The sequence below is a fragment of the Paracoccus sediminis genome (assembly GCF_900188295.1).
In the GTDB taxonomy this organism is placed as follows: Bacteria; Pseudomonadota; Alphaproteobacteria; order Rhodobacterales; family Rhodobacteraceae; genus Paracoccus; species Paracoccus sediminis.
Window position 1 is genome coordinate 52,805 of record NZ_FZNM01000001.1, and the last position, 12,241, is coordinate 65,045.

20 protein-coding genes are annotated in these 12,241 nt (G+C 70.0%); all 20 read right to left on the bottom strand.

The window, feature by feature from the left end; all coding sequences use genetic code 11:
* Positions 1–44: 44 nt before the first annotated feature.
* Genes CHB77_RS00265 through CHB77_RS00355 form a run of 20 tightly spaced genes read right to left on the bottom strand, consistent with a single transcriptional unit; the run spans position 45 to position 12,197 of the window.
* Complete coding sequence (locus CHB77_RS00265) at positions 45–467, bottom strand: putative Ig domain-containing protein (protein WP_089386182.1); 423 nt, start codon at positions 465–467, stop codon at positions 45–47.
* 2 nt (positions 468–469) lie between these two features.
* Positions 470–976 (bottom strand): hypothetical protein, encoded by a 507-nt coding sequence (locus CHB77_RS00270; protein ID WP_089386183.1) that lies wholly within the window; start codon positions 974–976, stop codon positions 470–472.
* The gene (locus tag CHB77_RS00275) at positions 976–1,899 is read right to left on the bottom strand and encodes a contractile injection system protein, VgrG/Pvc8 family (RefSeq protein ID WP_089386184.1); all 924 of its coding nucleotides are present in this window, start codon (positions 1,897–1,899) and stop codon (positions 976–978) included. The genes CHB77_RS00270 and CHB77_RS00275 overlap by 1 nt, the downstream gene beginning before the upstream one ends.
* 43 nt (positions 1,900–1,942) lie before the next feature.
* On the bottom strand, positions 1,943–2,152 hold the full coding sequence (locus tag CHB77_RS00280) for a tail protein X (RefSeq protein WP_089386185.1): 210 nt from the start codon (positions 2,150–2,152) through the stop codon (positions 1,943–1,945).
* Positions 2,149–2,571, bottom strand: coding sequence for a phage tail protein (locus tag CHB77_RS00285; RefSeq protein ID WP_089386186.1), 423 nt, complete (start codon positions 2,569–2,571; stop codon positions 2,149–2,151). Before CHB77_RS00285 ends, CHB77_RS00280 begins: the two co-directional genes overlap by 4 nt.
* Positions 2,564–4,597: a tape measure protein gene (locus CHB77_RS00290; RefSeq protein WP_089386187.1), complete on the bottom strand. Its 2,034-nt coding sequence runs from the start codon at positions 4,595–4,597 to the stop codon at positions 2,564–2,566. The genes CHB77_RS00285 and CHB77_RS00290 overlap by 8 nt, the downstream gene beginning before the upstream one ends.
* Complete coding sequence (locus tag CHB77_RS00295) at positions 4,590–4,718, bottom strand: GpE family phage tail protein (protein WP_089386188.1); 129 nt, start codon at positions 4,716–4,718, stop codon at positions 4,590–4,592. Before CHB77_RS00295 ends, CHB77_RS00290 begins: the two co-directional genes overlap by 8 nt.
* A gap of 26 nt (positions 4,719–4,744) precedes the next feature.
* Positions 4,745–5,050, bottom strand: coding sequence for a phage tail assembly protein (locus tag CHB77_RS00300; protein ID WP_089386189.1), 306 nt, complete (start codon positions 5,048–5,050; stop codon positions 4,745–4,747).
* A 14-nt stretch (positions 5,051–5,064) separates the two neighbouring features.
* Positions 5,065–5,562: a phage major tail tube protein gene (locus tag CHB77_RS00305; protein ID WP_089386190.1), complete on the bottom strand. Its 498-nt coding sequence runs from the start codon at positions 5,560–5,562 to the stop codon at positions 5,065–5,067.
* 10 nt (positions 5,563–5,572) lie between these two features.
* Positions 5,573–6,757, bottom strand: a complete 1,185-nt coding sequence (locus CHB77_RS00310) for a phage tail sheath C-terminal domain-containing protein (RefSeq protein ID WP_089386191.1) — start codon at positions 6,755–6,757, stop codon at positions 5,573–5,575.
* 13 nt (positions 6,758–6,770) lie between these two features.
* The gene (locus CHB77_RS18235; protein ID WP_089386192.1) at positions 6,771–7,196 is read right to left on the bottom strand and encodes a hypothetical protein; all 426 of its coding nucleotides are present in this window, start codon (positions 7,194–7,196) and stop codon (positions 6,771–6,773) included.
* The gene (locus CHB77_RS00320; RefSeq protein ID WP_089386193.1) at positions 7,193–8,197 is read right to left on the bottom strand and encodes a hypothetical protein; all 1,005 of its coding nucleotides are present in this window, start codon (positions 8,195–8,197) and stop codon (positions 7,193–7,195) included. The genes CHB77_RS18235 and CHB77_RS00320 overlap by 4 nt, the downstream gene beginning before the upstream one ends.
* On the bottom strand, positions 8,197–8,913 hold the full coding sequence (locus tag CHB77_RS00325; protein WP_089386194.1) for a phage tail protein I: 717 nt from the start codon (positions 8,911–8,913) through the stop codon (positions 8,197–8,199). The genes CHB77_RS00320 and CHB77_RS00325 overlap by 1 nt, the downstream gene beginning before the upstream one ends.
* Entirely contained in the window at positions 8,910–9,797 is an 888-nt protein-coding gene (locus CHB77_RS00330; RefSeq protein ID WP_089386195.1) for a baseplate assembly protein, read from the bottom strand. The genes CHB77_RS00325 and CHB77_RS00330 overlap by 4 nt, the downstream gene beginning before the upstream one ends.
* Positions 9,794–10,132, bottom strand: a complete 339-nt coding sequence (locus CHB77_RS00335) for a GPW/gp25 family protein (protein ID WP_089386196.1) — start codon at positions 10,130–10,132, stop codon at positions 9,794–9,796. Before CHB77_RS00335 ends, CHB77_RS00330 begins: the two co-directional genes overlap by 4 nt.
* Complete coding sequence (locus CHB77_RS00340) at positions 10,129–10,335, bottom strand: hypothetical protein (RefSeq protein WP_089386197.1); 207 nt, start codon at positions 10,333–10,335, stop codon at positions 10,129–10,131. Before CHB77_RS00340 ends, CHB77_RS00335 begins: the two co-directional genes overlap by 4 nt.
* Positions 10,332–10,763, bottom strand: a complete 432-nt coding sequence (locus CHB77_RS18240; protein ID WP_165456182.1) for a phage baseplate assembly protein V — start codon at positions 10,761–10,763, stop codon at positions 10,332–10,334. The genes CHB77_RS00340 and CHB77_RS18240 overlap by 4 nt, the downstream gene beginning before the upstream one ends.
* Positions 10,760–11,314, bottom strand: a complete 555-nt coding sequence (locus CHB77_RS18245; protein ID WP_165456181.1) for a hypothetical protein — start codon at positions 11,312–11,314, stop codon at positions 10,760–10,762. The genes CHB77_RS18240 and CHB77_RS18245 overlap by 4 nt, the downstream gene beginning before the upstream one ends.
* Positions 11,311–11,751, bottom strand: a complete 441-nt coding sequence (locus CHB77_RS00350) for a phage virion morphogenesis protein (protein WP_089386198.1) — start codon at positions 11,749–11,751, stop codon at positions 11,311–11,313. Before CHB77_RS00350 ends, CHB77_RS18245 begins: the two co-directional genes overlap by 4 nt.
* Positions 11,751–12,197, bottom strand: a complete 447-nt coding sequence (locus CHB77_RS00355) for a gp436 family protein (protein WP_089386199.1) — start codon at positions 12,195–12,197, stop codon at positions 11,751–11,753. The genes CHB77_RS00350 and CHB77_RS00355 overlap by 1 nt, the downstream gene beginning before the upstream one ends.
* Positions 12,198–12,241: the final 44 nt, after the last annotated feature.

Below are 12,241 nucleotides of genomic sequence, written 5' to 3' on the forward strand. Positions count from 1 at the left end.
GACGGCGTGACCGTCAGGGCGACCTGCGGCTGGACTGCCACTGTCTAGGAAATGCCGATGCTGGCAAACGCCCCGCTTGGGTCGCTTCCGGTCAAGGTCACGCTGTAGCTGCCCGCCGTCGTCGGGGTGCCTGCGAAAGCCGCGTTTGTTCTGGCAATGCCAGGCGGCGGGGTGCCTGTCATCGCAAAGATCAGCGGATCGCCATCCGGGTCGGAAAACCGGCTTCTGAAATCCGCGCTGTAGGCGGCACCCACGGTGAGCGTATCGGTCGCTGGGGCGGTCGCGGACGGAGAACCGTTCTGCGCCGGCGGATCTGTCGCGGTCGCCGGATCGGGGTTGCTGGCGGTGTTGACGACGACATAGTCGCCGGCGGGAAGGTCCAGGGTGTGGGGCAGCGTGGGGCGCGGGAGCAGGATGAGAGTGTCGCTGTCCCAGTTCCCGTCGGTGATGATGATGCGGTTGACCATGTTCAGTCCTCGGTGATGGTGATGGAGCCCACGCCGCCGGAACCGCCCAGGCGGGCGACGGGCGGCATTGCGAAAATGGTGATGGCGCCGGCGCCGCCCGACACGTCCCAGACAGGGACAGGGGAGCCGCCTCCGACCGTCAGTATCGGGCCAATCACGCGGGATCCGTCGCCCAGGATCTTGATGAGCCGCCCGTCCTCGATGTCCAGATCCATGATCGACAGGGGCAGATCGGCCAGCGCCTCGTCCACGGCAGCCGCCGCATCGCGCGCCGCAGCGATCGCGGCTTCGTCTGCCTCGGCCAGGCTGGCCCTGATCTCGTTCAGAAGGATCTCGCTCCCGTCCGTCATCAGGACGCGCATGCCGCCACCGGGATCGGCAGTCATCGACCGAATGCCGCGTCCGGCCTTGGGTGTGCGATTGGCCGCGTTGACGCAGGCCGCCAGCAGGGCCGCCAGCTCTGCGTCCAGGCCCAGGTTGCGCCATTTCGCAACATCGAATTGCAGCATTACAGGACTCCTCGCTTGGCCTCGACGGCCGTGCGCAGGCCGTCCGAGAGGGTGTGGGTGACGCGCGTCAGATCCCATTGGCCATCGCATTTGCCGGACACGCCCGTCAGGGTCATCCGGGCGCCCGCGATGACCTGGGGCGAAAATCGGGCCAACTCGGCCGAGAAGGTGGTCTGGCCACGCGCCCGCCTGCGGAACTCGGCTTCGGCCGCGCGCCGGGCCTCGGCCTCGGAGGCATGGACATGGCGCAGGGTCGTGGCCGGATCGCCGTCGCCCACCGACACGGTCTGCTTCGCGGCCGCGTCCACATCCGACCAGAGGGCGTCGACCCGGCCGACCTTCTCGCGGCCGTCCTCGGCCCAGGTCCATTCGACCAGGTCGCGGGCGGTCAGGATGCCATTGGGCATCGGATCGCCGCCGACGGTGCTGTCGTCGCCGCGCCGCGACACCAGCAGGGTGCCGCCGGCCGGCTTGGCGGTGGCGTCCAGGGTCTGGGCGATGCGCCGCAGGAAATGCAGGTTGCTTTCGGCGGTCTGGGCCAGATAGGGCCAGCGGATGTCGGCGATCGCGGCGGATACGACCCCGCGCAGCCCGGCCTCGGCCGCGATGGTCCGGACGATCTCGGACAGGGCCTTGTCCTGCCAGGCGCGGGTCCGGGGCGCCCGGATGCCGCCCTTCATGTCGGCGGCGGTGGCCTCGATCGTCAGGCGGCGCACCGGGCCTTCGCCGCCGCGTCCGTCCACGGCGAACTGGCCCATCATGGACAGGCCCGTCTCGCGATACCCCAGCCAGACTTGCAGCAGCGTGTCCATTTCAGGCAGGGCCACCCGGTCCTGGCGATCATCGACGACGATGCGGACCCGGTCGGCGCTTTCGCCGTCCTCGTCCACGATCTCCAGCTCGACCAGCCGGTCCTGGAACACGCCGGTGACGTCCCGGCCATTGGCGGGATCTGGAAGGCCGGCGTCATGTGCGACCCCACAGGCGGATTTCGGACCGGACGGAGGCGGGCGCGGCGTCCGGAAACAGGATGGCCAGCCCGGCCGGATAGACCGGACCTCGCTCGGCCAGGCCCGGATTGAGGTCCAGCACCGCCGTTATCGCGTGTTCCGATCCCAGGTGGACCTTGCAGAGCGCGTCCAGCATGTCGCCGCCGCGGGTGATGACGCGCCTCATCCGAACAGCCCCCCGAGGCCCGCGCGGTCGTCGCCGTAAGCCATCAGCTCCATCGAAAACTCGATCTTGCGGGGGGCGCCATCGGCCAGGAACACGCTCTTGCGCTCCTCGATCGACAGGATCGACCACCGATGCCAGACCCAGCCTAGCCCGTCGACCAGGATCATCGGCTGGCCCAGGCCGGCCATGGCGCGCATCCCTTCGACCTGGCGCAATCCCCCCTTGAAGTGGGGATAAATGACCCCTTCAAGGGTCACTTCGTCGGCGCCGGGGCCGAGGTATTGCAGCGCCGGGGCGCGGCCGATCCGGTCGGCCTGATCCCACCGCCAGGACGCCCGTCGGGTGAACGCCTGATACGCGGCGCGGTTGATCCCGAACCGGTAGGTGCCAAGCGCCATCATGACCAGGCTGCTAAGCATAGGCGCCCCCGTCGTGCAGCGCCGCGCGTCCGTCCCGGTCCAGCCGCCGCAGCACCCGGCCGACCTCGCGGGCGATGTCGCGCGCATCCATCCCCGGCGCGGCGTTGATGGTGATGCCGCCCACGTCGATGCGCGATCCCGCCGGGGACGCGGGCCGCTGCCGCATGGCGCGCAGCTGGCGGTTGGAAATGACCTGGCCGTCCGCATTGAGCACGAACATCTCCTGGCCTTCTTCCAGCCAGCGATAGACGTGGCCGGCGCGGACCGGGCCGCCCAGGGCGCGCGGTCCGGCATAGGGCGTGGCCTCCTGCCCATAGGCCAGCGACGGGGCACGGCGCGCCATCGCGGCCTGCTGACCGGCGGGCGTGGTGTCGCCGTTCCACAGCCGGTCCAGCCAGGCGGGCGGCTCGGGCCAGGTGATCAGGCTGCCGATGTCGATGCGGCCGATCGCGGCGACGATCATGTCCGGGATGCGCCGGAACCAGTCCAGCACATCGGTCCAGGCCTGCCGGATGCCGTCCCACATCGACTTGACCATGGCGTCGCCGGCGCCCAGCAGGTCGACGCCGAAGGCCTCCTCGATCTTGTCGTTCACATAGGTGACGAACCCCGCCAGGGCTTCGACCACCAGCGTGGTCGGGTTGAACTCCTTGAAGGCCGTCCAGAGGCCCTGGAAGAAGCCTTCGTCGAAGGCCGCGCGGACCCGCTCGATCTTGCCCTGGAACCAGGTCACGATCCCGTCCCAGTTTTCGTAGATCGCATAAACGCCGGTCGCGACGGCCGCGATGGCCAGGCCCAGCGGCGTGAGAAACAGGGCGCGTCCCAGCACGGCCAGCACTCGGCCGAAACCCACCAGGATGCGCTGCGACAGGGTCAGCTTGCCGACGTCCTTGACCAAGCCCAGGAAACCGCCCGACACCAGCCCCAGGCCGACCGTCAGCTTGGCAAGACCCATTACCATACCAAGGATCGTCTTGCCGAAGGCCAGGGCGGTGATGGCGATCAGCAGGTTCTGCCAGCCCCCGGTCCATTCGGCCGCAGCCTCCAGCCAGGGATAGACCTGCTGCCACAGCGCCAGGGCCTCGACGCCCATGGCCCAGATGCCTTCCAGCGCCCACATGATCGCACCGGCCGTCTGTTCGGCCCAGCGTTGCAGACGCCCGTCGGCGGCGGCCTGGTTCAGGAAGTCCAGGAACAGTTGCAGCTTGCCTTTGAGAAAGTCGAACAGGCCCGCGTCCATGACCATGACCTGCCAGCGTGACCAGTGATCGATCAGGTTCGAGATGATCCCGTCCCAGGTCTTCGACATGGCCTCGGACGCGCCCTTGTTGCGTTCGGCCAGCGCATCGACCAGCAGCTGGATCTCGGTCCGGCCCAGCTTGCCAGCCGAGGCCATCTCCTGCATCTCGGCCGCGGTCCGGCCCAGCTTCGCGGCCAGCAGATCCCAGACGGGGACGCCGCGTTCCAGCATCTGCAAGGCTTCCTCGCCTTGCAGCTTGCCCTTGGTCCAGGACTGGCCCAGGGCCAGGACCAGGCCGTCCAGCTGCTCGGCGCCGCCGCCGCTGGCGGCCATCGTGTCGACCAGGGCCTGCAAAGACCCGTTCATGGGATCGACGCCGAAGGCCTTCAGCCTGGCATAGGCGCTGATCGTGTCGTTCAGTTCCAAGGGCGTGCGGGTCGCGAACTCCTGGATCCAGGCCATCGCCCGTTCCGCCCCGGCCGACGATCCTTCCAGGTTCTTCAGCTGGACCTTGAACCGTTCCATCTGCGCGGCGGGCCGCACGAAGGCCAGGCCGATCCCGGCCATCACGCCGCCATAGGCCCCGACCGCCAGGGCCGCCCGGCCCGCGCCGCGCGCCACGTCGCCCATGCCGCCCGCCATCAGCCGGGCGCCGCGATCCGCGATCGCCGCGTTGCGGGTCAAGGCCCCCTGGGACATCCGGTCCATGCGGTCGAAGGCCGCACGCGCCGGCCCGGTGGCCCGATCGACCAGCCGCAGGATCAGCGCGATGTTCAGGTCAGCCATCGTCCTCGTTTCCGTTCGGGATGCGCGCCAGGGCACGGCGCCACCAGCCGGCCAGTTCCTCGACACTCATCGGGTCCATGTCCCGCGGCGCCCAGCCAAAGACGGTGGCGATATCCGCCATCGCCTCCTCGACGTCGTCGGGCAGCCCTAGCCCCCCGCCGCCTCGATCGCCTCCATCTCCGCCTGACTGATGAAAAAAACCGACGTCTCCTTCATCAGCGACACGAGGTCGGCCACGTCCAGCGCCTCGATCTCGTCGGGCAGCAGCGACGGCACGGTGATGCGCGGCAGCAGCTGGCAGTAGCTCGCCACATCCATGCGCATCAGTTCGACCATCTTCATGCCGCGCAGCGCGCCGACATCGGGCTTGCGGACGGCGACGCTGGCGATGGTCTCGTCACCGCGCCGGATCGGCTCGGCCAGGGTGATCGGATCGGACAGTTTTGCAGACATGGTTCAAGGCCCCCTTAAATGCCCATGGCGCGGCGCAAGGCCGCCAGTTGGTCGACGCCGCCGACGACGCGCCTGCCGGCCACCAGGTCGATGTCCCAGATGACCTCGTTGTTGATCTCCAGCCGGTACTGGCGGACGTCCCAGGTCAGCTTCAGGGTCGATCCGGTGCCGGGCTTCAGGTCGCCGCCCTCGTGGCCCGTCACCAGACCCGAAACGGTGGCGATGATCGTCTCGGCCGTGGCCGCGCCGTCGGCCCTGGCGGCGGGCCGGAACACGACGCGGGTTTCGGTCCCGATGCGCTTCAGCAGCGCGGGCGACCATTCCGCGAAGGTCGCCTCGGCCGACAGGGCTTCCATGCCCATGTCCTGGCCGATCGGGCCGTCCATGCCCGAGCCGCGATGCGCCTCGGTCTGGATCTTGGGCCAGGGCATCTTGGCCTCGGTGGCCAGCCCGAAATAGCTGATGCCGTCCACGAAGGCGTTGAAGTTGCGGATGGTCTTGGGCAGGGCCATGGCGTTCTCCTCAGTTGACCGCGGCGACCGCGGACACCAGCTCGTCGTAATACGAGCCGTTGCGGAAGGCGCGGAAGGTCAGGCGCTCCAGCGGCGCCCGCGGTTCGATGTCGAAGTCGAGATACAGCTGCCCCGCCTTCAGGGTGGCTTCGGTGTTCAGTTCGGGGTCCAGCCAGCAGTCCCCGCCCAGGAGCGCGCCGCGCGTGACAAGGGTCGTGATATAGTCCTTCACGCTGTCCCGGATGTCGCGCAAGAGCTGCTCGCTGAAGGGCCGGTCCATGGCCCACAGCATTGCGGAGTCGATGCTGTCATAGATCATGTCGGCGGTGCGGCGCACGGACAGGAAGGCCCAGTTGGCGTCGGCGGCGGGCGAACGGTTGCCCCAAGTCCGAAAGCCGTTCTGGTTGACGATCGTGGTGATGCCCTTCTCGTTCATGCGGTTCGATTCCGTCGCCGGATCGGATATGGCGAAACCGACCGGGCGGGCCGTGCCGACGATGCCTTTCAACACCCTGTTCGAATGGGACCACCAGAAACCGCGCGTGGCATCCGAAAACGACAGTGCGCCGGCATGGGTGGCGCTGGCGGGCCGGGTGACGACCGCGCCCGCGCCCTCGTCCCAGACCCGGACGGCGGGTTCGCAATACAGCACCCGCTGCGAGCCGTAGCGGGCGACGTCGGCCACCGCCGCGGCTTCGGTGGTGTTGGGTCCGTCGATGACGGCAACCGCCTTCAGCCGTTCGGCCACCGCGATCAGGGCGGTGGCCACCGGGGACGCCTCGGTCGCCCCGGCAGCGTTCGCGCTGTGGCCCGGCGCGGCCAGGATGCGCGGCGTCGCACCCAGCAGCGGCCGTGCGTTCATCAGCGCCCAGATGCCGGTGGCGGCGGTTTCCGATCCGATCACGGCCGTGACGGTGTCGGCGGGCGTGGCCCCGGCGGCCACGCGCACCACGACCATCGCGGAGACCCCTTCGCGGTAGGCCTGCTGATAGGCGTCCAGCAGCGATCCGGCCGCACCCAGAAGCGCCGCCTGGCGGGGTCCGGCGATCAGCACCGGCATGTCGACCGGGAACAGTTCGTCATCGGCCTCGGGGGCCGTGCCCACGAAGCCGATCAGGGACGAGGCGACGGTGGCGATCGGACGGGTTCCGTTGTCGATCTCGATGACTTCGATGCCGTGCAGGAAATCGGGCATGGCGGGGGTCTCCTTATGCGAAAATAAGCGCGGCGGCGCGGAACAGGTCGTCGATCGCCTCGTCGGGCAGGCCCATCAGGGCGCCGGTGGTGACGATGGCGGGGGACATGCGGCGGAACTCGCTGGCGCTGTCCCAGGCCTCGATCAGGGCCGCGTCGCCGCTGTCGCGGACGGCGGCCTCGGCGGCCTCGAACAGACCCGCGGCCCGCAGCGCGGATCGGGCCTGGAAGCGGGTGGCGGTCCAGATCTCGCGAAGCGCCTCGATGCTGGCGGGCACGACGCGCCAGACGGGCGCCTCGTCGTCGCCGTCGTTGGCCAGATCGGCGACCGGCTCGATGACCTCGCCATAGGCCGCGTGATGGGCGCGGATGCGGTCCGTGACCGTCATGTAGGCCGCGCCGGTCGGCTGGCCGTCGGCGTCAAGAACGGCATGGATCATCTGTAGATCACTCCCGATGGCGTCGTGGTGTTTGTGGCGATGTTGGTGCCGCCGATCGCTCCGGCCGCGGCGATCGTGCCGCCTTGCGCGACGGCGATGTCGGCGCTGCTGTCGGACGCCCCCTTGCGGCAGTTGGCGCTGAAGGCCGCGACGCGACCGGCCAGAGAGCAGTAGATGCCGCTGACCGCGGCGCCGGTCAGGATCGCGCTCTGGCAGTCGGCCGCGCCGCCCTTGTGGCAGTAGACGCCTGACCCGCCCGCGCCGGTCAGGATCGCCTCGTTGACCACCACGACCCCTCCTGCCGAGGCGCGCGCGCCGTCTTCGCCGGCGTTGCGGAAGTCGGCGCCCTGGGCCACGATGGTGCCGCCCGACGTCGCGAACAGGCCATAGCCGCCGGCGCCCTGGATGCCCGCCCCGGCCGTCACCTGCGCATAGCCGCCGACCGAGACCATCAGGCCCACGCGTCCGGTCGCCAGGCCTTCCGTGGACATCACGAACAGGGCGCTGATCTGTGGCAGGACGCCCCCGTTGATCGCCAGGAACGCCGGGTAGAGACCGGTTCCGACGGTGAGCGCGTTGCGCCGGATGATGACCGTGGGCGCGTCGGCGATGATGCGGACCCAGCCGAGGTTGATGCCCCGCACGGTGATCTGCTCGGCCATCTCGTAGCCGGCCAGCAGGCGCACGGTGCCGATGACGGCTTGCGCCCGCAGGCGCGGGGTCATCACCGAAAACACCTCGAGCGCGGCGCCCAGCGTGGCGTATTGTCCGCCCGGCCCGACCGTCAGCTCGCGGGATATGTCGAGCTTGCGTTCCTGCTCGCGGTTGTAGAAATAGCGGGTCCGCCAGGCCAGGACCTGCAATGGCCAGTTCAGCAGGCCCTCGTCGGCGACCGGATTGGGCGGACCGCCCGTGGGGCGCCAGCCGTTCTGCAGCTCGGGCACCTTGTCCACCCAGACATCGGCTTCGCCGATTCCGGGCACGCTTGCCACATCAACCATCAGTGCACCTCATAGTCATAGCTCCTGCCCAATCCGATGTCGCCGCCGATCCGCCACTGATCGTCGCCCAGGGCGAAATACGCCCCGGACAGCGCGATGCCCCGCAAACGGCAGCGCGCCGGTGCGACGCTGGCCAGACGGCCTGCCAGCCGGTCGGCGTCCGCCCGGCGGATCGCGACCGGCACCGCGACCCAGTAATCGGCCCAGTGCGGATCATCGGGGCCTATGGACCAGGTTCCGGTGATCGTCTGGTTCTCGAAGGCCAGGTCGCGGTCCCCGCCGATGCGCAGATCGCCGCGGCCGATGACCAGGATATCGCCCACGGCCCAGGCATCGCGCACGGGCTCCCCCTCGATCCGCGCCCCGCCGACAATCAGGCCGGCATCGCCGATCCGCGGCAAATCCTTGTCTTCGGTGATCGAGGCATTGCCATAGCCCTGCATCGCCAGCGCCTGTTTGACCGACGTCTGGGTGCCCTTGATCCGGTGCAGGTCGAACGACCGGCGCACCACCTCGCGGCGGCGGGCCTCGGGCCAGTCGGGATCCCAGTCGTCGACCGACAGCGCCCAGGCCAGCCAGGGCAGATAGGCCAGCGGGATGGTATCGGGATCCCACATCAGGTTCGCGGGCGTGTCGATCTCGGCCAGCCGGGACATGGCGATCGAGGCGGCGCGCTCCAGGGCGGTGCTGTTCGGGGGCAGCAGGTGATCGGTCATGGCGCCACCCCCGCGGTCAGGGTTACGGCCGTGGCGCGGGCGACGCCGGTGGCGCCCGGATCCACGTCGCCCGCCGGGGACGTCAGGGTCACGGCCTCGACGCCCGCCTGGTGCAGCCGGGCGATCAGCGCGCTGCGGCGCACCGCGCGGCCGACGGCGCGGGCCTCGTCCAGATAGGCGGTGACGGCGGCCTGGGCCGCGGCCCGCGCGATCTCGGCGCCGGGCGATCCGGGCACGATCAGATGGGCCGTGACGGCAAAGTCGGCGAATGTCGGCGCGGCCACGGCCACGTCGTCGCACAGCGGCCGGACCTCCTGCAGGACGGCGGTCACGGCCGCCAGCAGATCCGGCGCCGGGGCGCCGTCATCGTCGTGGGACAGGATCGTGACGACAACCCGGCCGGGCGTCGGGCTGGTGACGCCGGCATCGCGAACGCGGCCGTCCGCGCTGAGCGCGTGATAGACATAGCTGCCGGCGGTCCCCGCGTTGGTCAGGCCTTCGGGCGACATCTGCGCCCGGCGGCGGAGCGCGGCGTCAGTTTCCAGGACGGCCGCCACCGGCGGCACCGCGTCGGGATCGGCCTCGACGATCACCTGCCGTTCGACGCCCGTCAGCGCGGCCAGGCCGTCCAGATCGGCGCCGGTCGAGGTGGCCAGGATCACGGCGCGCACGCTGTCGTTGACGCGCGCGCGCAGCAGCAGCTCGCGATAGGCACCCGCCTGAAGGATCTTGAGGATCGTGCTGCTTTCCAGCTCCAGCTCGCTTGCGGTCTCGGGGGCCAGGGCGATCATGACCTGCTTCATCGCGCCGAGGATCGTCTCGTAATCCAGCGCCTCGACCGCGTCGGGCAAAGGCAAGCGGGACAGATCGACGGGTGTCGTCATGCCGGGCCACCGATCCGGACCGCGACGGACCGGGCCGCGCCGTCCTGCTCGCCGTCCAGCAGGATTTCGAACGCGCCGACCTCGGCCGCGATCAGTTGCACACGCGTCAGCCGAAAGCGCGGCTCCCAGCGGTCGATGGCGTCCGCGCTTTCGGCGAACACATCGATGACGGTTTCGCCGTTCATGGGGGCATCCAGAAGGTCGGGCAGGTTCGACCCATAGTCGCGCCGCATCACGCGGGTGCCCAGGGGCGTGGTCAGGATATCGGCGATCGATTGCGCCAGATGCGCATCGCCGTCGAGCATCCTGCCCGTGTGGCGCGACATGCCGATCATGCGTCGGTCCCGGTCCGGGTCTCGGGCCGGCCCTTGGCGCGGCGCGCCGGCTCGGCCTGGGCGTCCGCGTCGTCCGATACCACCGGATCGACCGGCTCATAGCGCGCCTCGCGCTCGGTCAGGCGCACGACATCGCCCGCCTTCGCGGGGCGGCCGGCGATCCAGGCCTCAGTGCGCACAATGTAATCCCGCTTTTCCGTCATTTCGGTTTTCCCGTGTTATCGGGGCCTCCCTGGACCCCGCCATGCACATGCCCGACCAGCGATATCCCCGAGGCGGTGACATCGCCCGTCACCTCGATCGAGCCCTCTACCCGCATCACGCCGCCGGCCAAGGCGATCAGCGGCACGCCCGCGTCCGACGACGGGGCGTTGCCCGCGAAGATGCCGCACAGGATCACGCCCTGGCCGATGTCGCCGCCGGGGCAGCCGACCAGCACCTGCTCGCCGACCTGGGGCAGCCACCAGAAGGACAGCGCGCCGGCCCGCAGCTGGCCGACCGGCAGGTCCGGCGATTGCAGATCCCCGAAATCGACCCGCGCCCGCGCGGCCCCGGCGTTGACCGCGCTGACCGTGCCGATCATCAGGATGTTGGCGGCGCGGCGGTCGTTCTCGGCGGCGGACCAGCTCATGGGTTGCCCCCGACCAGGACATAGTCGTCCTCGTGCGCGGCGCCGATCCGGGGCGCCCAGCCGACATACAGCTGCGGGGTGATCGGCTCGGGTTCGGGATGGGCCTCCAGCGCGACACGCTGCCGCCAGGTGACGGCCCAGAGCGCGATGCCTTCCTTCAGGACGTCGGTCGTGACCAGCGAATGCTCGGTCAGGTCGGACACCTCGCCCACGCCCTCGGCGTCGATCTCCAGATCCGGCAGGCGGGTCAGCAGGGCCTGGGTGATCGTGGCGGCGGCGGTGTTGCGGTCCAGGCCCAGGGCATCCTTGGTCACGACAAAGGCCGCCAGGTCGACCAGGTAATGGCGGTGGGGACCGGCCAGGGCCTGCGCGACGCGCGTGCCGAACCGCGACACCAGGACGGCGGGCGCGGCGATGCCCAGGCGCTTGACCTCGGCCAGCTCGATCCGGCCGACCACGCCCTTGCAGGTCGCCAGATCGGGCAGCCAGCCCTGCACCTCGGCGGCGACCAGGCCGGGCAGCGTGGCCAGCAGGTCGGGGCGCAGGCTCATTGCAGCATCCCTTCCAGGCCATCGACCACCAGCGCCTCGATCTCGCGGCGGTTCTCGCCCGACAGGCCCAGATACGGGCGGGCGGGGATCGCGCCGTCGTCGGACCCGACCTGGTGGACGCGGCCATAGACCAGGTTGGTGCCGACGATCGCGGCGTCGGCGGTGGAATGATTGGCGATGCTTTCCAGCAGGCCGGGGTTGCCCACATCGACCAGCAGCGAATGACGAGCGGACCGGGTGGCGGCATAGGCGTCCGACCAGGGCGCCCAGGGCGCGCCGTCGGGATCGGTCTTCTCGTCGGCGATCCGGGTCTTGGTCTGCGTGACCATCAGCTCGCCGATGGCGAACACCAAGGTTTCCAGATCCTCGGCCGAAAGCTCGGCCAGGCGGCGGGCGCCGGACAGGTCGGGGGTGACGCTGATGTTGATTCCGGCCATCAGAAATCCCGCATGGCGCCGCGCGTGAACAGGCGCGGGGGTCCGCTGGCCACGATCGGGCGCGGGCCGGTCATCTCGGGGGCGTCGGGATCGGTGGGCGCGTCCGGATCGGCCGGCAGGACCAGCGCGGCCTTGCCTTCGGCGATCCGGCGCAGATGCGCGACCGCGTCCTCGTACCGGCGCCGGTGTTCCTCGGTCAGCACGTCGGCCGACAGCGCCAGGCGATAGACGGCGATGTCGACGCAATGCTGGCGCAGGATGCCCGGCACCGCGGCCAGGGGCAGCGCATGGCGCACGCCTACATGGCTGTCGATCTCGTCCGAGGCCGACACAAGTGCGCGATCCACCGCCGCCGCATCGACTGTGCCGTCGTTGTCGCGATCCGCCACATACAGGGCGGACGGGCCGTAAAGATCGACGATGTCGGGGGCGGTGGCGTAGGACATGGGTTCCTGCGGGTGAAAAGGGTGCCGGTCTCTCCCGGCCGTCA

Coding starts and splice junctions, on each gene's coding strand:
- CHB77_RS00340 (WP_089386197.1), bottom strand. CDS start 10,335: ATGACGGAAAAGCGGGATTACATTGTGCGCACTGAGGCCTGGATCGCC.
- CHB77_RS18240 (WP_165456182.1), bottom strand. CDS start 10,763: ATGAGCTGGTCCGCCGCCGAGAACGACCGCCGCGCCGCCAACATCCTG.
- CHB77_RS00350 (WP_089386198.1), bottom strand. CDS start 11,751: ATGGCCGGAATCAACATCAGCGTCACCCCCGACCTGTCCGGCGCCCGC.
- CHB77_RS00280 (WP_089386185.1), bottom strand. CDS start 2,152: ATGAGGCGCGTCATCACCCGCGGCGGCGACATGCTGGACGCGCTCTGC.
- CHB77_RS00355 (WP_089386199.1), bottom strand. CDS start 12,197: ATGTCCTACGCCACCGCCCCCGACATCGTCGATCTTTACGGCCCGTCC.
- CHB77_RS00330 (WP_089386195.1), bottom strand. CDS start 9,797: ATGACGACACCCGTCGATCTGTCCCGCTTGCCTTTGCCCGACGCGGTC.
- CHB77_RS00300 (WP_089386189.1), bottom strand. CDS start 5,050: ATGTCTGCAAAACTGTCCGATCCGATCACCCTGGCCGAGCCGATCCGG.
- CHB77_RS00335 (WP_089386196.1), bottom strand. CDS start 10,132: ATGATCGGCATGTCGCGCCACACGGGCAGGATGCTCGACGGCGATGCG.
- CHB77_RS00270 (WP_089386183.1), bottom strand. CDS start 976: ATGCTGCAATTCGATGTTGCGAAATGGCGCAACCTGGGCCTGGACGCA.
- CHB77_RS00310 (WP_089386191.1), bottom strand. CDS start 6,757: ATGCCCGATTTCCTGCACGGCATCGAAGTCATCGAGATCGACAACGGA.
- CHB77_RS00305 (WP_089386190.1), bottom strand. CDS start 5,562: ATGGCCCTGCCCAAGACCATCCGCAACTTCAACGCCTTCGTGGACGGC.
- CHB77_RS00290 (WP_089386187.1), bottom strand. CDS start 4,597: ATGGCTGACCTGAACATCGCGCTGATCCTGCGGCTGGTCGATCGGGCC.
- CHB77_RS00325 (WP_089386194.1), bottom strand. CDS start 8,913: ATGACCGATCACCTGCTGCCCCCGAACAGCACCGCCCTGGAGCGCGCC.
- CHB77_RS00295 (WP_089386188.1), bottom strand. CDS start 4,718: ATGGCGGATATCGCCACCGTCTTTGGCTGGGCGCCGCGGGACATGGAC.
- CHB77_RS18245 (WP_165456181.1), bottom strand. CDS start 11,314: ATGAGCCTGCGCCCCGACCTGCTGGCCACGCTGCCCGGCCTGGTCGCC.
- CHB77_RS00265 (WP_089386182.1), bottom strand. CDS start 467: ATGGTCAACCGCATCATCATCACCGACGGGAACTGGGACAGCGACACT.
- CHB77_RS18235 (WP_089386192.1), bottom strand. CDS start 7,196: ATGATCCATGCCGTTCTTGACGCCGACGGCCAGCCGACCGGCGCGGCC.
- CHB77_RS00320 (WP_089386193.1), bottom strand. CDS start 8,197: ATGGTTGATGTGGCAAGCGTGCCCGGAATCGGCGAAGCCGATGTCTGG.
- CHB77_RS00285 (WP_089386186.1), bottom strand. CDS start 2,571: ATGCTTAGCAGCCTGGTCATGATGGCGCTTGGCACCTACCGGTTCGGG.